This window comes from Sphingomonas sp. FARSPH (assembly GCF_003355005.1).
Lineage (GTDB): Bacteria > Pseudomonadota > Alphaproteobacteria > Sphingomonadales > Sphingomonadaceae > Sphingomonas.
The window spans coordinates 1,924,427-1,947,039 of record NZ_CP029985.1; the positions used below are offsets into that span (position 1 = coordinate 1,924,427).

At 68.1% G+C, this 22,613-nt stretch carries 24 protein-coding genes; 11 read left to right on the top strand and 13 right to left on the bottom strand.

Annotated features, from left to right (window positions below):
- Positions 1-49: 49 nt before the first annotated feature.
- The gene (locus DM480_RS09235) at positions 50-754 is read left to right on the top strand and encodes a c-type cytochrome (RefSeq protein WP_115378560.1); all 705 of its coding nucleotides are present in this window, start codon (positions 50-52) and stop codon (positions 752-754) included.
- Positions 755-931: 177 nt separating this feature from the next.
- Here the strand turns inward: DM480_RS09235 and DM480_RS09240 are convergent, their stop codons facing one another.
- Positions 932-1,807, bottom strand: coding sequence for a TIGR00730 family Rossman fold protein (locus DM480_RS09240; protein ID WP_115378561.1), 876 nt, complete (start codon positions 1,805-1,807; stop codon positions 932-934).
- A 32-nt stretch (positions 1,808-1,839) separates the two neighbouring features.
- A complete protein-coding gene (locus DM480_RS09245) occupies positions 1,840-2,469 on the bottom strand; it encodes an extensin family protein (protein ID WP_232833935.1) in 630 nt (209 codons plus the stop codon).
- Positions 2,470-2,702: 233 nt separating this feature from the next.
- Here DM480_RS09245 and DM480_RS09250 point away from each other — a divergent pair, with 233 nt between their 5' ends.
- From DM480_RS09250 to DM480_RS09265, 4 genes are all read left to right on the top strand, one after another.
- Positions 2,703-3,857, top strand: a complete 1,155-nt coding sequence (locus DM480_RS09250; protein ID WP_115378562.1) for a phosphoserine transaminase — start codon at positions 2,703-2,705, stop codon at positions 3,855-3,857.
- Positions 3,858-3,985: 128 nt separating this feature from the next.
- Positions 3,986-5,563: a phosphoglycerate dehydrogenase gene (serA, locus tag DM480_RS09255; protein WP_115378563.1), complete on the top strand. Its 1,578-nt coding sequence runs from the start codon at positions 3,986-3,988 to the stop codon at positions 5,561-5,563.
- Between the two features lie 158 nt (positions 5,564-5,721).
- Positions 5,722-6,828 (top strand): ATP phosphoribosyltransferase regulatory subunit, encoded by a 1,107-nt coding sequence (locus tag DM480_RS09260; RefSeq protein WP_115378564.1) that lies wholly within the window; start codon positions 5,722-5,724, stop codon positions 6,826-6,828.
- A 140-nt stretch (positions 6,829-6,968) separates the two neighbouring features.
- Complete coding sequence (locus tag DM480_RS09265; RefSeq protein WP_115378565.1) at positions 6,969-8,258, top strand: adenylosuccinate synthase; 1,290 nt, start codon at positions 6,969-6,971, stop codon at positions 8,256-8,258.
- Between the two features lie 61 nt (positions 8,259-8,319).
- On the opposite strand, the gene DM480_RS09270 is transcribed toward DM480_RS09265, so the two are convergent.
- The 6 genes from DM480_RS09270 to DM480_RS09295 form a co-directional block, all read right to left on the bottom strand.
- Complete coding sequence (locus DM480_RS09270) at positions 8,320-8,766, bottom strand: hypothetical protein (RefSeq protein WP_115378566.1); 447 nt, start codon at positions 8,764-8,766, stop codon at positions 8,320-8,322.
- Positions 8,767-8,827: 61 nt separating this feature from the next.
- Positions 8,828-9,895, bottom strand: coding sequence for a chorismate synthase (gene aroC / locus DM480_RS09275; protein ID WP_115378567.1), 1,068 nt, complete (start codon positions 9,893-9,895; stop codon positions 8,828-8,830).
- Complete coding sequence (locus tag DM480_RS09280; protein WP_115378568.1) at positions 9,892-10,203, bottom strand: hypothetical protein; 312 nt, start codon at positions 10,201-10,203, stop codon at positions 9,892-9,894. The genes aroC and DM480_RS09280 overlap by 4 nt, the downstream gene beginning before the upstream one ends.
- Before the next feature lie 12 nt (positions 10,204-10,215).
- The gene (fabI, locus tag DM480_RS09285; protein WP_115378569.1) at positions 10,216-11,007 is read right to left on the bottom strand and encodes an enoyl-ACP reductase FabI; all 792 of its coding nucleotides are present in this window, start codon (positions 11,005-11,007) and stop codon (positions 10,216-10,218) included.
- 11 nt (positions 11,008-11,018) lie between these two features.
- Positions 11,019-11,972 carry a YihY/virulence factor BrkB family protein gene (locus DM480_RS09290; RefSeq protein ID WP_115378570.1) on the bottom strand — a complete coding sequence of 318 codons (954 nt, stop codon included), beginning with the start codon at positions 11,970-11,972 and terminating at the stop codon, positions 11,019-11,021.
- Positions 11,973-11,981: 9 nt separating this feature from the next.
- Entirely contained in the window at positions 11,982-12,932 is a 951-nt protein-coding gene (locus DM480_RS09295; RefSeq protein ID WP_115378571.1) for a DnaJ C-terminal domain-containing protein, read from the bottom strand.
- A gap of 96 nt (positions 12,933-13,028) precedes the next feature.
- On the opposite strand from DM480_RS09295, the gene DM480_RS09300 reads away from it, so the two are divergent.
- Positions 13,029-13,304: a hypothetical protein gene (locus DM480_RS09300; RefSeq protein ID WP_115378572.1), complete on the top strand. Its 276-nt coding sequence runs from the start codon at positions 13,029-13,031 to the stop codon at positions 13,302-13,304.
- Between the two features lie 65 nt (positions 13,305-13,369).
- Here the strand turns inward: DM480_RS09300 and ligD are convergent, their stop codons facing one another.
- Together ligD and ku are read right to left on the bottom strand one after the other, a co-directional pair.
- Positions 13,370-15,820 (bottom strand): DNA ligase D, encoded by a 2,451-nt coding sequence (gene ligD, locus DM480_RS09305; RefSeq protein ID WP_115378573.1) that lies wholly within the window; start codon positions 15,818-15,820, stop codon positions 13,370-13,372.
- Between the two features lie 129 nt (positions 15,821-15,949).
- Entirely contained in the window at positions 15,950-16,825 is an 876-nt protein-coding gene (gene ku / locus DM480_RS09310; RefSeq protein ID WP_115378574.1) for a non-homologous end joining protein Ku, read from the bottom strand.
- Positions 16,826-16,937: 112 nt separating this feature from the next.
- Between ku and pdxH the strand changes: the two genes are divergently transcribed.
- From pdxH to DM480_RS09325, 3 genes are read left to right on the top strand one after another with little or no spacing between them, the layout of a single operon-like run.
- On the top strand, positions 16,938-17,519 hold the full coding sequence (pdxH, locus tag DM480_RS09315; protein ID WP_115378575.1) for a pyridoxamine 5'-phosphate oxidase: 582 nt from the start codon (positions 16,938-16,940) through the stop codon (positions 17,517-17,519).
- Entirely contained in the window at positions 17,516-18,469 is a 954-nt protein-coding gene (locus tag DM480_RS09320; protein ID WP_115378576.1) for a cation diffusion facilitator family transporter, read from the top strand. Before pdxH ends, DM480_RS09320 begins: the two co-directional genes overlap by 4 nt.
- Position 18,470: 1 nt before the next feature.
- Positions 18,471-19,268: a PhzF family phenazine biosynthesis protein gene (locus DM480_RS09325; RefSeq protein WP_115378577.1), complete on the top strand. Its 798-nt coding sequence runs from the start codon at positions 18,471-18,473 to the stop codon at positions 19,266-19,268.
- Between the two features lie 16 nt (positions 19,269-19,284).
- Here the strand turns inward: DM480_RS09325 and DM480_RS09330 are convergent, their stop codons facing one another.
- Positions 19,285-19,539 (bottom strand): UvrB/UvrC motif-containing protein, encoded by a 255-nt coding sequence (locus tag DM480_RS09330; RefSeq protein WP_115378578.1) that lies wholly within the window; start codon positions 19,537-19,539, stop codon positions 19,285-19,287.
- Complete coding sequence (gene mnmA, locus DM480_RS09335; protein WP_115378579.1) at positions 19,536-20,642, bottom strand: tRNA 2-thiouridine(34) synthase MnmA; 1,107 nt, start codon at positions 20,640-20,642, stop codon at positions 19,536-19,538. Before mnmA ends, DM480_RS09330 begins: the two co-directional genes overlap by 4 nt.
- Before the next feature lie 124 nt (positions 20,643-20,766).
- Here mnmA and DM480_RS09340 point away from each other — a divergent pair, with 124 nt between their 5' ends.
- Both DM480_RS09340 and sciP read left to right on the top strand, forming a co-directional pair.
- Positions 20,767-21,009 carry a hypothetical protein gene (locus DM480_RS09340; RefSeq protein WP_232833936.1) on the top strand — a complete coding sequence of 81 codons (243 nt, stop codon included), beginning with the start codon at positions 20,767-20,769 and terminating at the stop codon, positions 21,007-21,009.
- 104 nt (positions 21,010-21,113) lie between these two features.
- Positions 21,114-21,413 carry a CtrA inhibitor SciP gene (gene sciP / locus DM480_RS09345; protein WP_115378580.1) on the top strand — a complete coding sequence of 100 codons (300 nt, stop codon included), beginning with the start codon at positions 21,114-21,116 and terminating at the stop codon, positions 21,411-21,413.
- Positions 21,414-21,489: 76 nt separating this feature from the next.
- Here sciP and DM480_RS09350 read toward each other — a convergent pair whose 3' ends face one another.
- Positions 21,490-22,611 carry a Ca2+-dependent phosphoinositide-specific phospholipase C gene (locus DM480_RS09350; protein WP_115378581.1) on the bottom strand — a complete coding sequence of 374 codons (1,122 nt, stop codon included), beginning with the start codon at positions 22,609-22,611 and terminating at the stop codon, positions 21,490-21,492.
- Positions 22,612-22,613: the final 2 nt, after the last annotated feature.

The following is a 22,613-nucleotide window of genomic DNA, read 5'->3' on the forward strand; positions in this document are numbered from 1 at the left end:
TCCTATGGGTTACAGCCCAGAGGCGAGGATAACAGGGGCTACACCGGCAATGGATAACCGCACCAACACGATTGCCGGCTGGGCATTGGCGGCCTGTGGCGTCGCGCTCGGCCTGTCGATCGCCGGCGGGATGATCTTCCACAGCGAGCGCCCCGAAAAAATGGGCTATGCGATCGAGGGTGTCGAGGAAGCGGGCGGCGGCGGCGAGGCCGCGGCGGTGCCGATCGCGACGCTGCTGCCGACCGCCGACGTGGCGAAGGGCGCGGAAGTGTTCAAGAAATGCGCCGCGTGCCACACCGTCAACCAGGGTGGCGCGAACGGCATCGGTCCCAATCTGTACGCGACGCTGGGTGAGCCGATCGGCCAGGGTAAGGGCGGCTTCGCTTTCTCCGATGCGCTGAAGGGTGTCGGCGGCAACTGGGACTTCGACAAGATGAACGCGTGGCTGACGTCGCCGCGCAAATTCGCGCCTGGTACGAAGATGACCTTCGCGGGCCTCGGCAACGCGCAGGACCGCGCCAACGTCATCGCCTATTTGAACAGCCAGGGCTCGAACCTGCCGCTCCCCGCCGCGCCCGCCGCCGGCGCGGCGCCTGCGGGCAAGCCGGGCGAAAAGCCCGCCACCGCCGCCGCCAAGGATTCGGTGGCCAACGCCGACGCGGCGAACAACCTCGGCAACACCGGCACGCCGGCGTCGGGCGCGCCGTCGGTCGACCCGAACGCCGCCAAGGAAGGCGCGAAGGCGGGGAAGTAACCTTCATTTCCTCTCCCTTTGGGAGAGGAAGAGCCGCCGCAGGCGGCGATAGGTGAGGGCGGGAGCGTGACGGCCGTTCGGGGCCCGCCAGCGCGCCGCTAGCCTTGGCGATCGACCCTCACCCTTCCGGCACTGAGCGTCTCCCTCCCTCTCCCGATGGGAGAGCGAAAGAACGGCTCACCCCTCGGCGCGCGCCTGTTCCTCATAGAATTCGCGCACCACGTCCCACGCCTCTTCGGCGGTTTCGACATAGGTGAAGATGCCGAGGTCGCGCTGGCTGACGACGCCTTCGTCGACCAGAGCCTGGAAATTCACCACCTTGTCCCAAAATTCCCGGCCGAACAGCAGGACCGGGATCGGCTTGATCTTGCCCGTCTGGATCAGCGTCAGCAGTTCGAAGAGTTCGTCAAACGTCCCGAAGCCGCCCGGGAAGGCTGCGAGTGCCCGGGCGCGCAGCAGAAAGTGCATCTTGCGCAGCGCGAAATAGTGGAACTGGAAGCTCAGCGCCGGCGTGACGTAGGGATTGGGCGCCTGTTCGTGGGGCAGGACGATGTTGAGGCCGATCGATTCGGCGCCGACGTCGGTCGCGCCGCGATTCGCCGCCTCCATGATCGACGGGCCGCCGCCCGAGCAGACGACGAACTGGCGCATGCCGTTCTGGTCGCGCGGCACCCGGCTGGCGATCTGCGCCAGTTCGCGCGCGACTTCGTAATAGCGGCTCTTGGCCACCAGCTTCTCGGCGATCGCGCGCGCGGTCTCGTCACTCGCCATGTCCAGCAGCGCCTTCGCCTTGGCGGGCTCCGGAATGCGCGCCGACCCGTACATGACGAAGGTGGAGGCGATCTTCGCCTCTTCCAGCAGCAATTCGGGCTTCAGCAGCTCGAGCTGGAAACGCACGGGCCGCAGATCGTCGCGGAGCAGGAAGTCCATGTCCTGGAAAGCGAGCTTGTAGGCGGGGTGCTCGGTCTGCGGCGTGGATATCGCCGCCTTCGCGCTTTCGGCGTCCTGCTTTGCATGAGGAAAGACGCGCGCGGGTACTTTGGTATCGGTCATTTATGCCGGGTTAGAGCAAAGCCGAGGGGCGCTCAACGGCAGAAATGCGCGCCATCGTCCTCGAGATGCAGGTGGTTGCGATGCGCCGCATTATAGGCCGGCGACAGCACCGTGCCGAAGCGGCGACAGGCGGAGGCATGGATGGCCGACAGGAACGCCTGCACCTGCGGATCGGGCGAGGTCCAGTCGTTGAGGACCGAGATGCGTCGTCCGTCCTTGAGGGTGAAGCCGCCGACGTCGACCGCATTGGCGATGGCATGGCCCGATCGGCGGTCGCCATATCCCGCCGTGCCGACGACGTTGCGGCAGGCATAGCTGCCCATGCCCTGTACGCTCGCCAGTTCGCTGCCCAGCATCTGGTATGCGGCGGGGCCGACGGCGTTGCGCACCCAGGCGGAAAAGGCGCGGGCTTCGCCGCAGCGCATCGCGGTGACGCCGGTGATGGGCACGCCGATCTCGACCAGCTGCACCGCGCCCGACAGGCCGCAGCCGTTGCCGAAATCGCGGTCGGGCAACACGCGATAGGCGACATGATTGGCGCGCAGGTCGGCGAGGCATTGCGCCGTGACCCGCGGCGAGACCACCGCGATCGATTCGCGTGGCGGCGCGGGACGTTCGCGGCTGCCGCAGGCGGCGAGAGCCAAAGCGACCGCCATCGTCATGCCGGACCTGTGCCGGCATCCATTCGTCCCAAATCCCGACACCCATTTGCTGTGCCTCGCTGCGGACCTCGGAACAAGTCTGCGATGACGAGCTGCCGGAAACACAGGACCAATAATCCTGGCCACTCGCGGAGAGGAAGTTTGCCCGTTGCCAACACCCGCGTCGGTCTTTAGGGCGGTCGACGGGCCACGCGGTCCCAACGCCGCGCGTGCTCTCTGTGAGGAGAGTTGACATGACCGATACGACGCTCGCCGACGCCGCTCTTGCGCCTGCGAAACCCGCCGCTAAGCCGGCGCGACCCCATTTCTCGTCCGGCCCCTGCGCAAAGCCGCCGGGCTACGACCCCGCCAAACTCGCCACCGCCGTGCTCGGCCGCTCGCACCGTTCGAAGCTGGGCAAGCAGCGCCTGCAATATTGCATCGATCTGATGCGCGAACTGCTCGGCCTGCCTGACACGCACCGAATCGGCATCGTGCCCGGCAGCGACACGGGGGCGTTCGAGATGGCGATGTGGACGATGCTGGGCGCCCGCCCCGTCACCGCGCTCGCCTGGGAAAGCTTCGGCGAAGGCTGGGTCACCGACGCGGTCAAGCAGCTGAAGATCGACCCGACCGTGATCCGCGCCGATTACGGCGAGTTGCCCGATTTGACCCAGGTCGACTGGTCCAACGACGTGCTGTTCACGTGGAACGGCACGACCAGCGGCGTGCGCGTGCCGGACGGCGACTGGATCGCGGATACCCGCGAGGGGCTTTCCTTCGCAGACGCCACCAGCGGCGTCTTCGCCTACGACCTGCCGTGGGACAAGATCGACGTCGCGACGTTCAGCTGGCAGAAGGTGCTGGGTGGCGAGGGCGCGCACGGCGTGCTGATCCTGGGGCCCCGCGCGGTCGAGCGGCTCGAAAGCTACACCCCCGCCTGGCCGCTGCCCAAGGTGTTCCGCCTGACCAGCAAGGGCAAGCTGACCGATGGCATCTTCAAGGGCGAGACGATCAACACGCCCTCGATGCTCGCGGTCGAGGATGCGATCTTCGCGCTCGAATGGGCGAAGGGGCTGGGGAAGGGCGGCCTGATCGCCCGCTCCGACGCCAATGCGGCGGCGCTCGACAAGATCGTCGCGGAACGCGACTGGCTCGGCCACCTTGCCCAGGACCCCGCGTCGCGGTCGAAGACCAGCGTCTGCCTGACCGTCGATGCCGACGAGGGCGTCATCAAGAAGATGGTCTCGTTGCTCGAGGCGGAGGACGCCGCCTACGACATCGGTGGCTATCGCGACGCTCCGCCGGGCCTTCGCATCTGGTGCGGCGCGACCGTCGACACCGCCGATATCGCCGCGCTCGGGCCGTGGCTCGACTGGGCCTATGCGACCGCCAGGTCGGCAGCCTGATCTAATCCACTCGTCATTCCCGCGCAGGCGGGAATCCAGACACGCAGGTCGTCGCAGGGGCCGCATCGTCAGCGGCTCTGGATCCCCGCCTACGCGGGGATGACGACTGGTCATCCAAGGAAAAACCCATGCCCAAAGTGCTCATCAGCGACAAAATGGACCCCAAGGCCGCGCAGATCTTTCGCGAGCGCGGCGTCGAGGTGGACGAGATCACCGGCAAGACGCCGGACGAGCTGAAGGCGATCATTGGCCAATATGACGGCCTCGCCATCCGCTCCTCGACCAAGGTGACGAAGGACATCCTGGCGCATGCGACCAACCTGAAGGTCGTCGGCCGCGCCGGCATCGGCGTCGACAATGTCGACATCCCGGCCGCCTCCGCCAAGGGCGTGGTCGTGATGAACACGCCTTTCGGCAATTCGATCACCACCGCCGAACATGCCATCGCGCTGATGTTCGCGCTCGCGCGCCAGCTACCCGAGGCGGATGCCTCGACGCAGGCCGGCAAGTGGGAAAAGAACCGCTTCATGGGCGTCGAGCTGACGTCGAAGACGCTCGGCCTGATCGGTGCGGGCAACATCGGCAGCATCGTCGCCGACCGGGCGCGCGGGCTCAAGATGAAGGTCGTCGCGTTCGACCCGTTCCTGACGCCCGAGCGCGCGCTGGAAATGGGGGTCGAGAAGGTGACGCTGGACGAGCTGCTGGCGCGCGCCGACTTCATCACGCTGCACACGCCGCTGACCGACCAGACGCGCAACATCCTGTCGGCCGAGAATCTCGCCAAGACCAAGAAGGGCGTGCGCATCATCAATTGCGCGCGCGGCGGGCTGATCGACGAGGCGGCGCTCAAGGAAGGGCTCGATAGCGGCCACATCGCGGGCGCCGCGCTCGACGTCTTCGTCGAGGAGCCGGCGAAGGCCTCGCCGCTGTTCGGCACGCCGAATTTCGTCTCGACGCCGCACCTCGGCGCGTCGACCACCGAAGCGCAGGTCAACGTCGCGATCCAGGTCGCCGAGCAGATGGCCGATTTCCTCGTATCGGGCGGCGTCACCAACGCGCTCAACATGCCCAGCCTGTCCGCCGAGGAAGCGCCGAAGCTCAAGCCCTATATGGCGCTCGCCGAAAAGCTCGGCTCGCTCGTCGGCCAGCTGTCGCACGGGGCGCTGACCGGCATCGCCATCGAGGTCGAGGGTGCGGCGGCGGAGCTCAACCAGAAGCCGATCACCGGCGCGGTGCTCGCCGGGCTGATGCGCGTCCATTCCGATACGGTGAACATGGTCAACGCGCCCTTCCTGGCGAAGGAGCGCGGACTCGACGTGCGCGAGGTGCGCCACGACCGCGAGGGTGATTATCACACATTGCTGCGCGTCACGGTGAAGACCGCGGAAGGCGAACGATCGGTCGCGGGCACGTTGTTCGGCGACCAGGCGCCGCGCCTCGTCGAGCTGTTCGGCATCAAGGTCGAGGCCGATCTCGCGGGCCAGATGCTGTACGTCGTCAACGAGGACGCGCCCGGCTTCATCGGCCGCCTCGGCACGACGCTGGGCGAGGCGGGCGTCAACATCGGCACCTTCCACCTCGGCCGCCGCTCGGCGGGCGGCGAGGCGGTGCTGCTGCTGTCGGTCGACGAGCCGGTCGGCGGCGAGCTGCTCGCGCGGGTAAAGGCGTTGCCGGGGGTCAAGACCGCGATGGGCCTGTCGTTCTAGGTCGGCAGGCGCGCCTCACGCGCGTCCTCACCCGGTCGCCGGCTTCGCCGTCTCTTCCCTACCCCAATGAGATAGGGAAGAGTGCCGCGGGCGAAGGGTGAGGGTAGGGGCGCAAAGCCCCGTGGCGCGTTCGGCGCAACCCCGCTATCGCGCGAACCATGATGACGACCGGCCTGCTCCCCGAGGGATTCCACGACCGCCTGCCGCCGCATGCCGACGCCGCCGCCGCGATCGAGGCGCGCGTGCTGGAGGCGGCGCGCCTGCATGGCTACGAGCGTGCCGACCCGCCGCTTGCCGAATATGCCGACGGCCTGTCGTCGCGGCTGAAGGATGGCGCGCTGACCGATGCGGTGCGTTTCGTCGACCCTGTCTCGCAACGCACGCTGGCGATCCGCCCCGACATGACCGCGCAGGTCGCGCGCATCGCGGCGACGCGCATGGGCCACCACCCGCGCCCCGTGCGCCTGTCCTATGCCGGCCCGGTGCTGCGGCTGCGCGCCGATCAACTGTCGCCCGCGCGCGCCTGGCGGCAGATCGGGTGCGAGCTGATCGGTCTCGATTCGGTTGCGGCGGCGCAGGAGGTCGTCGGCGTCGCGGTGGAGGCGCTTGCTGCGGCGGGGGCCGGTGGTCTGTCGATCGACTTCACCTTGCCCGACCTCGTCGCGACGCTCGCCGCCGGGCCGATGCCGGTTGCGGCGGAGGCAATCGAGCCGCTGCGCGCGGCGCTCGATGCGAAGGACGCGGGTACCGTCGCGACGCTGGCGCCCGCCTATCTGCCGCTGGTCGAGGCGGCCGGGCCGTTCGCGGTCGCGGTGGAGCGGCTGCGCGCATTCGATGCCCATCGCGCGCTGACGAGCCGGCTCGACGCGCTCTCGGCGATCGCCGCCACGCTGGGCGAGCATGCGACGCTGACGCTGGATCCGACCGAGCGGCACGGATTCGAATATCAGTCGTGGCTCGGCTTCTCGCTGTTCGTCGCCGGCGCCAGCCGCGAGGTCGGGCGCGGCGGTACCTATACGATCGTCCATGCGGATGGTGCGGAAGAGGCGGCTACCGGTTTCTCGCTCAACGCCGACGCGATCGTCGCCACCGCCGCACCCACGCCGCGCCGCCGCCTGTTCCTGCCCTTCGGCACCGCGCCTGCGGAGGGCGCCGCGATGCGTGCTGCCGGCTGGGTCACCGTCGCCGCATTGGAGCCGGGCGATACGCCAGCGGCGCAGCTGTGCACGCATGTGTGGCAGGATGGCGCGGCGCGGGCGCTCTAGGCAGCACTCTCGAAACCGTGTGGGCGGTTGACCGGGCGCTTCCGCCCGGCTAACCGCCCGCCCGCACTCACTGGAAATCCCGCCGCGCCGAGTCCTGTCGAAGGGCGCGCCGGGTCTGGCCGGCAGGTGGAGACCTGTACATGGCGAACGTCGCGGTGATCGGCGCCCAATGGGGCGACGAGGGCAAGGGCAAGATCGTCGACTGGCTGGCGGAGCGTGCGGACATGGTCGTGCGCTTCCAGGGCGGGCACAATGCCGGCCACACGCTCGTCGTGGGCGACAACGTCTACAAATTGTCGCTGCTGCCCTCGGGCATCGTGCGCGGCACGCCGTCCGTCATCGGCAACGGTGTGGTGCTCGACCCCTGGGCGCTCAAGGCGGAGATCGAGCGACTGGCGGCGCAGGGCGTCCATGCCACGCCTGAGACGCTGCGTATCGCCGATACCTGCGCGCTGATCCTGCCGCTGCACCGTGACCTTGATGCCTTACGTGAGGATGCGAGCGGCGCCGGCAAGATCGGCACGACGCGCCGTGGCATCGGTCCGGCGTATGAGGACAAGGTCGGCCGGCGCGCGATCCGCGTCTGCGACCTCGCCCACCTCGACGATCTGGGTCCACAACTCGACCGGCTGCTCGCGCACCACGACGCGCTGCGCGCCGGGTTCAACGCCGCGCCGATCGACCGCGACGGCCTGATCGCGGAACTGCGCGAGATCGCGGGCTTCGTGCTGCCCTTCGCCAAGCCGGTATGGCGCGACCTCAACGCAGCCAAAGCTCGCGGCAAGCGCATCCTGTTCGAAGGCGCGCAGGGCGTGCTGCTCGACGTCGACCACGGTACCTATCCGTTCGTCACCTCGTCCAACACGATCGCAGGGACAGCGGCGGGCGGATCGGGGCTGGGGCCGGCGGCGGTCGGCTTCGTGCTGGGTATCGCCAAGGCCTATACCACGCGCGTCGGATCGGGGCCTTTCCCCACCGAACTCGACGACGAGACGGGCGAGCGGCTGGGGCAGCGCGGTCATGAGTTCGGCACGGTCACGGGGCGCAAGCGCCGGTGCGGCTGGATCGACACCGTGCTGCTGCGCCAGTCGGCGGCGGTCGGCGGGATCACCGGTATCGCGCTGACCAAGATCGACGTGCTCGACGGGTTCGACACGGTGAAGATCTGCACCGGTTATCGCCTGAACGGCGAGACGCTCGACTATTTCCCGGCGCATGCCGCCGACCAGGCGAATGTCGAGCCGGTCTATGAGGAGATGGAAGGCTGGCAGCAGTCGACCGCGGGCGCGCGCAGCTGGGCCGATCTGCCGGCGCAGGCGATCAAATACATCCGCCGCGTGGAGGAACTGATCCGCTGCCCCGTCGCGCTGGTGTCGACCAGCCCGGAGCGCGAGGACACGATCCTGGTCCGCGATCCTTTCGCGGATTGATAAGGACATAAAAAAGGCCGGCTGACGCATGCCAGCCGGCCTTTCTCACAACCTTGGCGGGTTATTGCGGCGTCGGGGTACCCGTGGTGGTTCCTGCGGTGCCGCCGACGGTGCCGGTGGTCGAGGTTCCGCCCATCGTTCCCGTGGTCCCGCCACCCATGGTGCCGGTCGCGGTGCCCGTCCCAGTGCCGGTCGTGCCACCCATCGTATCGGTCGTGCCGCCCAGGCTGCCCGACGTCGACGTTCCGGTCGACGTATCAACGCCTGTCGTGCTGCTGCTGGTACCCGAACGGCTGCTGCGACCGCGCTTGCTTGCCTTGCTTTTCGATTGGGTCGACATGGTACCCGACGTCGTGGTCTGGTCGGTCGGCGACGTGGTCGTCTGGCCGCTGGCGTCCACCGAGCCGGATGCGGAGCCGCCCATGGTCGAGCCGCCAGTCGTGGTCTGGGCGAACGCCGCCGGGGTGATCAGCATGGCAGCCGCCATGATCGGAAGGACCTTACGCATTGTTCTCTCCTGCAAAAATCTGTCCGCCTTCAACGGATCGGGCAGAAGAGCGTTCCGGCCGTCAGCCGCATTGGCCCCGATGAAGCAACGCCTGGTCGGCTAGAACAAGCGCGACCATCGCCTCGACGACGGGCACGCCGCGGATGCCGACGCAAGGATCGTGACGTCCCCTCGTCGCGATCTGCGTCTCCTCGCCGGTCGGCGAGATCGTGTCGACGGGGGTCAGGATCGAACTGGTCGGCTTGAACGCGACGCGCATCGTCACCGGCTGGCCGGTGGCGATGCCGCCCGCGATCCCGCCGGCGTGGTTGGCGAGGAAGCGCGGGCCGTCGTCGCCTGCGCGCATCGGATCGGCATTCTGCTCGCCGGTCAGCGCCGCGGCAGCGAAGCCGTCGCCGATCTCGAATCCCTTTACCGCATTGATGCTCATGCACGCCGCGGCGAGCGCGCTGTCCAGCTTGGCGTAAAGCGGCGCACCCCAGCCGGCGGGAACACCGGTTGCCTCGCACGCGACGACCGCGCCCACCGACGATCCCGCCTTGCGCGCGGCATCGACGATACCTTCCCATCGCGCCGCGGCGGCAGGATCGGGGCAGAAGAAGGGATTTGCGTCGATCTCGGCATCGTCGAAGGCGGCATAATCGATGCCGTCGCCACCGATCGCCTCGACCCAGGCACGGATGCGGACCCCCGGCACCACCAGCCGCGCGACGGCGCCCGCCGCGACGCGGCTCGCCGTCTCGCGCGCCGACGACCGGCCGCCGCCGCGATAGTCGCGAAAACCGTATTTGGCGTCATAGGCATAATCGGCATGACCGGGGCGATAGGCCTTGGCGACCTCCGAATAATCCTTCGACCGTTGGTCGACGTTCTCGATCATCAGGCTGATCGGCGTTCCCGTCGTGCGGCCGTCGAACACGCCCGACAGGATGCGCACCTGATCGGGCTCGCGCCGCTGCGTCGTGAAGCGGCTGGTGCCCGGGCGGCGTTTGTCGAGCCACGGCTGGATATCGGCTTCGGCAAGGGCGATGCCCGGCGGGCACCCGTCCACCACCGCGCCGATCGCGGGCCCGTGGCTCTCGCCCCAGGTGGTGAAGCGGAAAAGATGCCCGAAGCTGTTGACGCTCACAATTGTGCCCCCGGATCGATGCGGAAGGCGCGCAGTAGCGCCCGCCGCAGCGGCCCGGCAAGCAACAAGGCGATGAGGACGCCGATCGACGCGCCCGCACTGCCAGCCGCGGCGATCCAGCCCCAGGCGGGCGCGAGCCAGCCGCCGATCCACACGCCCGCGACGATCAGCGCCAGGACCAGCGCGTCGCCGATCGCCCGGGCATGCGCCTCGCGCGCCGGCACCGCGACGCGATCGTATCGGCTGCGCTGCCACGCGTAATAGCCCGCCAACATGGCGAGAAGGGCAAGGGCCGCGGACAGCGTCATCGCGTCGATCCGTTACGCCAGCGCGATGTCCGGCGCGTCCTCCGCCTTCATGCCGATGACGTTGTATCCGGCGTCGACATGGTGGATTTCGCCCGTCACGCCCGACGACAGGTCGGAAAGCATGTAGAGGCCGGCACCGCCGACATCCTCGATCGTCACGGTGCGGCGCAGCGGTGCGTTCAGCTCGTTCCACTTCAGGATGTAGTTGAAGTCGCCGATGCCGCGCGCCGCCAGCGTCTGGATCGGGCCCGCGGAGATGGCGTTGATGCGAATATTTTCCGGCCCGAGGTCGACGGCGAGATACTTGACGCTCGTCTCCAGCGCAGCCTTGGCGACGCCCATCACATTGTAGTGCGGGATCACCTTTTCCGCGCCATAATAGGTCAGCGTCAGGATCGCGCCGCCGTTCGGCATCATCGCCCGCGCGCGCTGCGCGACGGCGACAAGCGAATAGGCGGAGACGTTCATCGTCATCAGGAAATTGTCGAGCGTCGTGTCGTAATAGCGCCCACGCAGCTGCGACTTGTCGGAAAAGCCGATCGCATGGACGACGAAATCGATCGTCGGCCATTCCGCCTTGAGCGCGTCGAACGTCGCATCGAGCGCCGCCATGTCGGCGACATCGCAGTCGAACAGGCGCGCGACGCCCAATTGCTCGGCGAGCGGGCGTACGCGCTTTTCCATCGCCGCGCCCTGATAGGAAAAGGCGAGTTCCGCGCCCGCCTCGGACAATTGCTTGGCGATCCCCCAGGCCAGCGATTTGTCGTTCGCCAGACCCATGATCAGCCCGCGCTTGCCCGCCATCAACCCCGTCGTCACGCCGCCTGTGCCTCCACCTTTTGCGTCGCGCCCTCCTCTAGACCCGGTTCGGGGGGTTCCGCCAGTGCCGCGTTCAGATGTGCGCCGAAGACGAGGCCAAGGCCGATCAGGTAGAAGAACAGCAGCATGACAACGACGCCGGCAAGACTGCCGTAGGTCAGGTCGTACCCGCCGAGACGGCTGAGCACGATCGGCAGCAGCGCGGTCATCGTCACCCACCAGGCGGCGGTGAACAGGGCACCCGGCCATTTCGGGCAGTTGGTGTACCGATATTTGCCGGGCGTGACCGAATAGAACAGCAGGTAGAGCGCGCCGAACATCACGACGCCGGGAATGACCCGCGACAGACCTACCCAGGCGGCGGCGTCCCTCGCGAAGGGCAGGAGGCGATAGATGAATTGCTCGGCGGCGGTCAGGATACCTTGAACCAGAAAGCTCATCAGCGCGATTACCACCGACAGGATGATGACGCCCGACGAGGAAAGACGCGATTTCCAGAACGGTACGCTCGCCTTCGTGCCATAGGCGCGGTGGAACATGTCGCGGATCGTCTCGATGAAGCCGCCGACGGTCCACAGACCGACCAGCCCGCCCAGCCACAGCAGCGACCCCGTGCGCGCCTGCAGCACGTCGGCGATCGGCTTGCGCAAAATATCGGCGACGTTGGGAGGCAGGACGTGGAGGAACGAGGCGACGGCGCGCTGCGTCTCCGTGCTCTGGCCGAGCAACGACAGCACCGCGGCGGCAGTGATGAAAAACGGAAACACCGTCATCAGCGCGAGATAGGCAAGGTTGCCGGCGTAGATGAAGCCATCGTTGAATACGCCGATCGCGGCCCGCTTGGTCACCTCCCACGCGGCGGCCGGCGGCCGCAGCCTGGCGAGACGATGCCGTGCGCCCCGAAGCTGATGCGCGCGGTCTTCGGGGGTGTAGGCGGTCGTTTCGGTCACGTCACCGCGTCAGACGCCCATCGTCGCCCGTGGGTTCCGCGGGTCGTCCCATCCTTCGACGAACTGTTGCAGCGCGGCATCACCCGCCGGCACGTCGATGATCAGCGTGACGAGCTGGTCGCCGCGCGTCCCGTCCTTCCGATGGAAGCCCTTGCCCTTGAGGCGCAGCGTCTTGCCCGACGTGGTGCCCTTCGGCACGGTCAGCATCACCGCCTTGTCGACGGTGGGCACGCGCACCTGCCCGCCCAGCACCGCCTCGCGCAGCGTCAGCGGCAGGTCGAGGCGCACGTCGTCGCCATCGCGCGTGAAGAAGCGGTGTGGTTGTACCTCGATCGTCACGATCGCGTCACCCGCACCGCCGGGCCCCTGTTCGCCCTTGCCGCCCAGGCGCATCTGCGTGCCGTCCTCGACGCCCGCGGGCAGTTTCAGGTCGATCGTCTTGCCATCGCCCAGCGTCACCCGCTGCGGGCTCAGCGTCGCAGCGTCGGTGAAGGGGACGCGCAGCGCATAGGCGATGTTCGCGCCCTTGGGCTGCGGCCGCCGGCCGAACCCGCTGGCAAAGCCGCCGCCGCGCGCGCCGCCGCCGCCGAACAGGCCTTCGAAGATGTCGCCCATGTCGGCATTGTCGCCGCCGAATTCGAACCCGGCGCTGCTGAAGCCGCCGCCAGGACCGGTGCGGGTATAGGGGCCGCCGCTGCCACCGGGACGGCCGCCGCCAAAACCGAAGGGCGAGGCGGGGTTGCCGTCGCCGTCGATCTCGCCGCGGTCGAACCGCGCGCGCTTGTCCTTGTCGGTGAGCAGATCGTACGCCGACGTCACCTGGCTGAACCGTTCGGCGGCCTTGGGATTGTCCGTGTTCCGATCCGGATGCAGCTCTTTCGCCAGCTTCCGATAAGCCTTCTTGATGTCCGCCTCGGTCGCGTCGCGCGCAACGCCCAGGGTCTTGTAAGGATCGGCCATTGGGTCCCCGTTGGTGTATTACGCGCCTATGTGGGGGAGGGTACGGCGCAACGCAATCGACTCCGCGTTCGTTGAGGCGCGAAGAGGAGACGGACGATGGGCGACACGCAACCGACGCAGGCGATGGACAAGGATCATGACCGCGATCATGGCGGCGCGCACGACGGTGTCGGCGACGCGCCGGGCAAGGTCGCCGGCGGCGGCGAGAGCGACGGCGGCGCCTATCCCAATACGCATACGGGCAAGGGCGGCGGCGATGTCGGCGGCGGTTTCTTGGAGCATGGCGGCCAGTCGGACATCGACTATCCGGGCACTGGCGACAAGGACACCGACGACGCGGTCGGCAACACTAACGCGGTGACGAAAGAGTAGGTTTGCGTCCGCACATCTTCCCCGGCCTTCGCCGGGGAAGATGTGCGGGGGCTATCCTCCGGCCGTCACAGGTTCGGCAACACTTGGTCCGCGACGCCCCAGCCTTGCAGCGCGCGCGACGTCGCCCTCGCCAGCAGTTCGTCGCGATCCGTCACCGACCAGCGCGCCACCGTATCGATGTCGCGCAGCTCGCTCCACGACACCGGCACCGCAACGGGCGCACCCGCGCGGGCGCGCGCCGAATAGGGCATGATCGCGGTGCTGCCGCGCTGGTTGCGCAGGTAATCGAGGAAGATGCGCCCTTTGCGCTTCGCCTTCGTCATCACCGCGACGAAGCGGTCGGGGTCGGCGGCGGCGAGCGCCTTGGCGAAGCGTTCGGCGAAATCGCGCACCACCGGCCATTCGGCCTGCGGGGTCAGCGGCACGACGACATGCACGCCCTTGCCACCCGACAGCAGCGGAAAGCTGGCAAGGCCGATCTCGGCCAGCTGGTCGGCGATGAACTGCGCCGCCTTCTTCGTATCGGCAAAGCCCAGCGCTTCGTCCGGATCGAGATCGAAGATCAGGCGATCGGGCCGCTCCAGCGCATCGATCGTCGATCCCCAACCATGGAATTCGATCGTTCCCATCTGCACGCAGGCGACGAGCCCGTCGGCGCTGTCGACCCATAGATAGGGCTGCGTGCTGCCGTCCTTCTCGGTGATGTCGACGTGATGGACATGCTCGCCGAAGCTGCCCGCGTCGTGCTTCTGGAAAAAGCACGCCTTGGCGCGCCCCTGCGGGCAGCGGACCAGGCTGACCGGCCGCCGCCCCGTCCACGGCAGCATGACGGGCGCCAGCGCGGCATAATAATCGGCGAGCTCGCCCTTGGTGACTTGGCTGTCGGGAAAAATGACCCGGTCGCGGCTCGACACCTTCACCGCGACGGCGGGGGGCGCGGGCGTCGGTTCGGGCGTTTCGACCACCACCTCCGCCGCGGGCTTGTCCCCGCGCAGACCGATGAAGCTTGGATGGCGCAGCAGGCCATCGGGCGTCACTTCGGTAAAGGCGATCTCCGCGACCAGTGACGGCGTCACCCAATGCGCGCCGCGGACCATCGCGCGCGGCGCTTCCACCGTGGGCGTCTTGCGGGACAGGCGGGCGAGTTTCGCTGCGATCTCGTCCATCAGCCTGGCGTCGAACCCGGTCCCGACCTTGCCCGCATAGCGCAGCCGCCCGCCCTCGTACACGCCGAGCAGCAGCGATTTGAAGCCGCGCTTTTTGTCGGACGCGAGCCAGCCGACGATGACGAATTCCTGCCGCCGGATGCATTTCGCCTTCAGCCAGGCGCGCGTACGGCCCGATCGATAGGGCGCGTCGGCGCGTTTCGAGACGACGCCCTCTAACCCTTCGCGGCACATCGCCGCGAACAGCGGCTCGCCCGGTCCCAACACATGCTCGGCGAAGTGCAGGCGATCGTTCGTCGGCAACAGGGCACGCAGCCGTTCTTTGCGCGCGATGGTGGGAAGGTCGCGCAAATCCTCGCCCTCCGCTTCGATAAGGTCGAAGGCAAACAGCGTCATGTCGCCCCCGCTCGCGATCGCGTCTTTGAGCGTCGCGAAATCGGGGCGTCCGTCCTTGAAGGCGACGATCTCGCCATCGATCAGCGCGGTGCCGGGGATGGCGGCGGCCGCGTCGGCGATGCCGGCGAACTTGGCGGTCCAGTCGAGGCCGCTGCGCGTGAAGATCCTCGCACGCCCGTCCGCCACCGCGACGAGGGCGCGATAGCCGTCGTATTTCACCTCGTGCAGCCAGCCCGCGCCGGGCGGGACGGCATCGACGAGCGTGCACAATTGCGGTTCGATGAAGGCGGGCGACGTCCCCCCGGGTCCGGACGGGTTGGCCGCCGGTTCGGGGGAGTTCTTCTGCGGTCGGGATGCCGTCTTGTCGCGAATGCGCCTGGGGCGCACGCCATCGGCGATCTCCTGCATCGTCCGGCCGGTCGACACGCTGGTCAGCGCCTCTTCGGTCAGCACGTCGGTGCCGCCGGCGAAGCCGTCGTCGATCTTGCGCAGCAGCCAGTTCTCGCGGCGCTCCTTGCCGCGCGGCTTCAGGCGGATGAGCAGCCATTCGCCCTTCATCCGTTCGCCCTCGAGCACGAAATGCAGATGCCCCTTGTCGAGATCGGCGGCGGATTTGCCCGCGACGGGCGCCCAGGTGCCGCGGTCCCACAGCATCACCGTGCCGCCGCCATATTCGCCGGCCGGGATCGTCCCCTCGAACGACGCATAGGACAGGGGGTGATCCTCCGTCCGCACCGCCAGCCTTTTCTCGTCTGGGTCGAGGCTGGGGCCGCGCGTCACCGCCCAGCTTTTCAGTACGCCGTCGATCTCCAACCGGAAATCCCAGTGGAGGCGCGTGGCGTCATGCTTCTGAACGACAAAGCTGTTGCCATGGCCGGGTTCGGGCATGCCGGCAGGCTCGGCGGTCTTCGCAAAGTCGCGCTTGGCGTTATAGGCGGAAAGGGCGTCGGTCATTAGGTTACTCTCCACACCCGCTCGTCATATCCGCGCACGCCGGGACCCATGTCGCCCGGAGCGTTGACGCCGCCGACGTTCCGTGTCCGTGGGTCCCGGCGTGCGCCGGGATGACGAAGGGGGGAGCGGTTACGCACGCTTTTTCGTCGGCTTTGTCGCCGGAGCCTTCGCAGCCGGCTTGCGGGCCGGTGTCTTCTTCGTCGGCGCTTCTGTTTTCCCGCCCTCCATCGATTTCTTGAGCGCCGCCATCAGATCGACGACGTTGTTGCCCGACTTGGCGGCGCCCTCATCGTCGTCCTCGATGATCTTGCGCCCCTTCGCCTTGCGCTTGCGCTCGATCAGGTCCTTCAGCGCATCGACGTAGCGGTCGTGGAATTCCTGCGGCGCGAACGCGCCCGTCTTCTTGTCGATCAGCGCCTGCGCGAGATCGAGCAGATCGGGATCGGGCTTCGCATCCGGGATTTCGCGGAAATAGCTTTGCGCCTTGTTGACCTCGTCGGCGTAGCGCAGGGTTTCGAGCACCATGCCGCGCCCGCACGGCTTCAGGCTGACGACATATTCGCGGCCCCTGAGCGCGAGCTGGCCCAGCCCCACCTTCTTCGATCGCTTCAACGCCTCGCGCAGCACGATGAACGCCTCTTCGGCCAGATCGTCGGCGGGGACGACGAAATAGGGTTTTTCGTAATAGATGACGTCGATCTCGCTCGCATCGACGAACTGCGTCAGTTCCAGCGTCTTTTTCGATTCGAGCTTCATGGCATCGATCTCGTCCTGCTCCAGCAGCACGAACTCGCCCTTCGATACCTCATACCCTTTCATGATCTCGTCGGTATCGACGGGGCCTAGGCCGGTGACGACCTTTTCATAATGGATCGGCTTGCCGCTCGGCTCGTGAATCTGCTTGAAGGATACGGATGCGCCGCTCCTCGTCGCGGCATAGATCTCGACCGGGATCGAGACGAGGGCGAGGCGGATCTGGCCTTGCCAATAAGCGCGTGCGGGCATCGGTCGGGGCCTTGACGTTGCGGAAGCGATTCAATCCGCCGGCGAAAGCCCGGTTCCCGCGCGGTTGGATCGACCTGTGACAGCGCGTCGCTTTTGGGCTAGGGCGCGGGGCATGGTCGACGATCCCTTCGCGCTGTTCGACGCCTGGCTGAAAGCGGCCGAGGCGGGCGAACCCAACGACCCCAACGCCATGGCGCTCGCCACGGTCGATGCCGCCGGGCAGCCGTCGGTGCGCATGGTGCTGCTCAAGGGGCATGGGCCGGACGGCTTCGTCTTCTACACCAACCGCGAGAGTCGCAAGGCGCACGACCTTGCGGCGGTGCCCAGGGCGTCGCTGCTCTTCCACTGGAAATCGCTGCGTCGGCAGGTGCGGATCGAGGGCGCGGTGACGCAGGCGAGCGATGCCGAATCGGACGCCTATTTCGCTACGCGGGGGCGCGACTCGCGGCTCGGCGCATGGGCGTCGGACCAGTCGCGACCCCTCGATGCCCGCGCGACGTTTGAGGCGCGGTTTGCCGCGATGCAGGCGCGGTTCGAGGGGCAGGACGTGCCCCGCCCGCCGTACTGGGGCGGATATCGCGTGGCGCCGGTGCGGATCGAATTCTGGCAGGACCGCGCGCATCGTCTGCACGAGCGGCGACTGTTCACGCGCGACGGTGCGGGCGCCTGGACCGAAGGATTGCTGTTCCCATGACGCAGGACGAACGCCGCCGGATCATCCCGCTCGCGACGCGCGCCGCGCTCGCCAGCGTCGCCATGGCGTGTTTCCTGCTCGCGCTGAAAAGCTATGCCGCCTGGCAGACCGGATCGATCGCGATGCTCGGCAGCCTTGCCGACACCGCGCTCGACCTGCTCGCCAGCCTGGTGACGCTGTACGGCGTGCGCCTGGCCGCGACACCGGCGGATCACGACCACCGCTTCGGCCATGGCAAGGCGGAGGCGCTGGCCGCATTGTTCCAGGTCGCGCTGATCACCGCATCCGCCGGCGGCATCGCGTGGCGCGCGATCGATGCGCTGGGCAGCGACACCGCGACGGGCGATGCCGAATTCGGCATCGGCGTGTCGATCGTCGCGATCCTCGCGACGATGGTGCTGCTCTGGTACCAGCGCCGGATCATCCGCCAGACCGGGTCGGTCGCGATCATGGCCGACAACGTCCACTATCAGTCGGACGTGCTGCTCAACGGATCGGTGATGGTCGCGCTGATCGTCGACCAGTATCTGGGCTTCCACAAGGCCGATCCGCTGTTCGGCATCGCCATCGCGCTGTGGCTCGCCTGGGGCGCGTTCCAGGCGTCGTCGACCGCGATCGATCAGCTGATGGACAAGGAATGGCCCGAGGATCAGCGCGCCGCCTTCCTCGACGTCGCCGCGCGCCAGCCCGGGTTGAAGGGTATCCACGATTTCCGAACCCGCCGGTCGGGCAGCCACGATTTCGCGCAATTCCACATGGAGGTCGACCGCAACCTCACGGTCGGCGCGGCGCACGACATCGTCGAGACGGTGGAGCGCAGCCTGCGCAGCGCCTTCCCGAAAGTGGAGGTGTTGATCCACCTCGATCCCGAAGGCCATGTCGACACCGACAATCCGCTGGTCGAGGCGGACGTGACGCCGCACTGGTTCGGCAAGCGCGTGGGGTATTGAGATGCGGATACCGTTCAGCCAGATCGATGCCTTCGCCGACGCGCCCTTTTCGGGCAATCCGGCGGCGGTGATGCCGTTGTCGGCCTGGCCAGACGATGCGCTGCTGCAGGCGATCGCGGCGGAGAACAACCTGTCCGAAACCGCTTTTCTCGTCCCCGCATCCGGTAACGATGCCGATTTCGAATTGCGCTGGTTCACGCCCACGGCCGAGGTCCGCCTGTGCGGTCACGCGACGCTGGCGAGCGGGCATTTCGTTTTGTCGTCCGGCGAGCCGCGCGATGCCGTACGCTTCGCGACGCGGCAGGCGGGCGTGCTCACCGTGATGCGTGAGGGCACGGGCTATGTGCTCGCGCTGCCCGCGTGGCGGCCCGAACCCAAGCCGCTGGCGGACGTGGTCGCGGCGTTGGGTGTCGAGGACGTGGTCGACACGCTGTGGCGTGACGGCGGCTATGCCGTCGTCGTGCTCGAGTCGGAAGCCGCGGTGCGCGCGGTCGCGCCCGATTTTCGCGCGCTCGCCGCAACGGGCGAGCACCAGGCGATCGTCACCGCGCGGGGAGAGACGGCGGACGTGGTCAGCCGCGTGTTCGTGCCGGCGTTCGGGATCGACGAGGATCCGGTGACCGGATCGGCGCACGCGGTGATCGCGCCCTATTGGGCGGAGACGCTGGGCCGCGACGCGTTCACCGCGTTCCAGGCGAGCGCGCGCGGCGGGCGGCTGACGTGTCGGATCGCGGGCGACCGGACGGTGCTGGGCGGCGCCTGCGTCACGGTGATCGAGGGCACGTTCCTACTGCCCTGACGCTACCTTTTGCGCGCTACCTTTTGCGGCCCTTGGTCATCGGATCGGGCTTCTTTGGTTTGATCCAACCTTCGGGCGGTTCCACCTGCTGGCGGCTGGTGCCCAGACCCATGGCGCCCGGCCGTTGCCGGATCAATCCGGCGGGATCGGCATCGTCGCCGCCCGCGCGCAACAGGCTGATCCGGTCGCGCAGCTCGGCAGCGCGGGTGAAATCGAGCGCGGCCGCGGCAGCCTCCATCTCCGCCTGCAGGTCTGCGATCGAGACGGTCATGCCACCGCCGCCAGCGCGGCCTCCGTCTCTGCGATCCAGCCGCCGCCGAGCACGCGGTCGCCCGCGTACAGGACCGCGGCCTGCCCCGGCGACACGCCATATTCGGGTGCGTCGAACGCCAGGCGATTGCCAACCATGCGTGCCGGCACCGGCTTCGCCATCGAGCGAACCTTCGCGCTGAGCGGGCCGTCTAGCGGTCCGAGCCGGTTGAGGTCAGTCAGTCGCGCCGCCGCGACCGCAAGCGCCGCGCGTGGGCCGACGACGACGCGTTTCGCCGCCGCGTCGAGCCTGACGACGTAGAGCGGTTCGGCGGTGCCGCCGATCTCCAGCCCGCGGCGCTGGCCGACGGTGAAATGGATGATACCGCGATGCTCGCCCAGTTTCTGCCCGGCGAGATCGACGATGTCGCCCGCGGTGTCCGCCTCCGGGCGCAGCTTCTTGACCAAGCCGGCATAATCGCCGTCGGGGACGAAGCAGATATCCTGGCTGTCGGGCTTGCCTGCGACCGCGAGGCCCATCTCCGTGGCCAGTTCGCGCACCCGCGCCTTGGGCAGCGCCCCCAGCGGAAAGCGCAGGAAGTCCAGCTGGTCCTGCGTTGTGCCGAACAGGAAATAGCTCTGGTCGCGCGCGGGATCGGCGCCGCGGTGGAGTTCCGCGCCATTCGGCGCTGCCATGCGGCGGACGTAATGGCCGGTGGCGAGGCAGTCTGCGCCGAGATCGCGCGCCATCTGCAGCAGATCGGTGAACTTGGGTCCCGTATTGCACTGGACGCAGGGGATCGGCGTGCGGCCGGCGAGATATTCGTCAGCGAACCGGTCGACCACCGACTCGCGGAAGCGGGTTTCGTGGTCGAAGACGTAATGCGCAATGCCCAGGCGATCGCACACCGCGCGCGCGTCGCGGATGTCGCGGCCGGCGCAGCACGCGCCCGCGCGGCCGACCGCCTCGCCATGGTCGTAGAGTTGCAGCGTGACGCCGATCGTCTCCGCACCGGTGCGCGCGGCGAGTGCCGCGACCACCGAACTGTCGACGCCGCCCGACATCGCGACCACGATCCGGCGCGCCGTCGCCGGCCCGGAGAGCTGGAAATCCACATCGTCCATGATGCACCCACCATAGCCGCTTTCGCGCCCGCCCGCAAAGTTCACGATGGTTCACGACCCGTTGCCGGCGCCTTTACGGAGCCTTCATCCTGCCTGGGCTAAGCCGCTGCTCCCGAACGACGGCATGGGCGTAACGCTTTTGGATCTGAGCTTTCCCGGTTTCGACAAGGATGCGGAGGTCACCCGGCTGCCGGGGGACCTGGCCGTGCTGATGATCGGAATCGCGGCGCGCCAGAATGCGAGCGCCACCGCGGCGGCACAGGCGCAATTCGGCCGGGTGCGCGACATCGGGCGGCTGCTTCAGCCGCTCGACGGCGCGTTCAACGGCCCGATGGCGGCGGCGCTGATGCGGTGGGGCGAGGGGTGAACGCGATGTTTACCGCGGCGCTTCAGGTGATCTTCAAGCGTCGTCGTTAGGGAAGCGTATCGAATGTTGAACGTAGGGCTGCTGGCCCCGGTCGAGGTTGAGTAATGATCGAAAACCAGAAAATCCGTCCTGCCAAGGTCATCGGCCCGCTCGGCGAGTCGCTGACGCTGGACAGCCTGCCGCCGCCGTCGACGACGCGCTGGGTGGTCCGCCGCAAGGCGGAAGTGGTCGCCGCGGTCAACGGCGGGCTGCTGTCGGTGGACGAGGTGTGCGAGCGTTACGGCCTGACGGTCGAGGAATTCGCGGGCTGGCAGCGCGCGATCGACCGGTCGGGCATGCCCGGCCTGCGCGTGACGCGCATCCAGCATTACAAGTCGCTGTACGAGCGCCAGCAGAAATACTGATCCGCTCCCGCTTGAGCGGTGCATGCCGGCCCGCTTCCTCCCGGTTCGAACCGGGAGGAAGCGGGCCGGTGTCGATTCAGGGGCGCAAGGCGCACCCGGCGGACACGCGCACCGGGCTGCACCGCGCCATCGCGCCGCCGGGCAGCGTGACGGCGAAATGCAGGTTCGCCGGATCGGGGGCGCCGGGATAATAATCCGTGCTGACCGCCTGTGCGCCGCTCTCCATCGCGGCGGTCGCCTTGGCGCGGTTACCGCTGCGCGCCTCGACGGTATTGGCGTCGGTGCGGGTGCGCACGATCAGGCCCCGGCGCACCCAGTCGCGAATCTTCGCGCCGTCCACCAGCGGATCCTGCACGATCTCGATCGCGGCCTCCGGCTCGCCGGCGGGATACCAGCCGAACATCGCGCGTCCCTTCAGCGACGGGTGCCCGGCGCGATAGACGTCCGACACCGCGGGGCGAACGTCGAACAGCACGTAAACCCGCCCGCGCGCCGCATCGAGGCTGGGCCAGCCGCGCGTGCGGATCGCATCGGCGAGCGTCGGCGCGGACCCGCGCACCTCGTCCGGCGTGATCAGCCGGCGGCCCGGCAAAGCCGCGCGGATTTCGGCATCGAGCGTGTCGAGCAGGGCCGCGTCGTCCAGCCCCAGCGGAGGGCTGATCTCCGGCCGGTCCGACGGCGTATCGGCGGCGTTGATCGTCACCATGATCGGCAGGTGGCGCGGATGCGCGCGCGACCATGCGTCGATCTCGCCCAGACACCGCTTCAGCGTCACGCAGGTCGAGATGTAATCGACGTCGGGAATGTGGAACACCTTGTAGCCCGGCCGCAGCATCGCCGCCCGGTCGAACGCGCTCGTCTGGTGCGCGGCGCGGACCAGCGCCTCGCCCTTCGGGTCGGCGTAGCGGCCGCCCTTCGGATCGGCGAAGATGTCGATCTCCAACTGGCGGACGCCGTGGTCGAGCTGCCGCGAAAGCGGCAGGTGGTAATAATCGAGCGCGTCCGCCATCTGCGGCGCCCGCGCACGCAGCGCCGTCATGACGGCAGGCGGGATTTGCGCCTTGAAACTGTTGTGCGACCCCACGACCTGGATGTCGTTCATCCGCAGTGAGCGGGGCGCCTCCATACTGCCCGCCAGCGCGCCGGCCGCGCTGACGGTGGCGAGCATCGCGAAGGCGGGAAGCAGGAAGCGCCGCATGA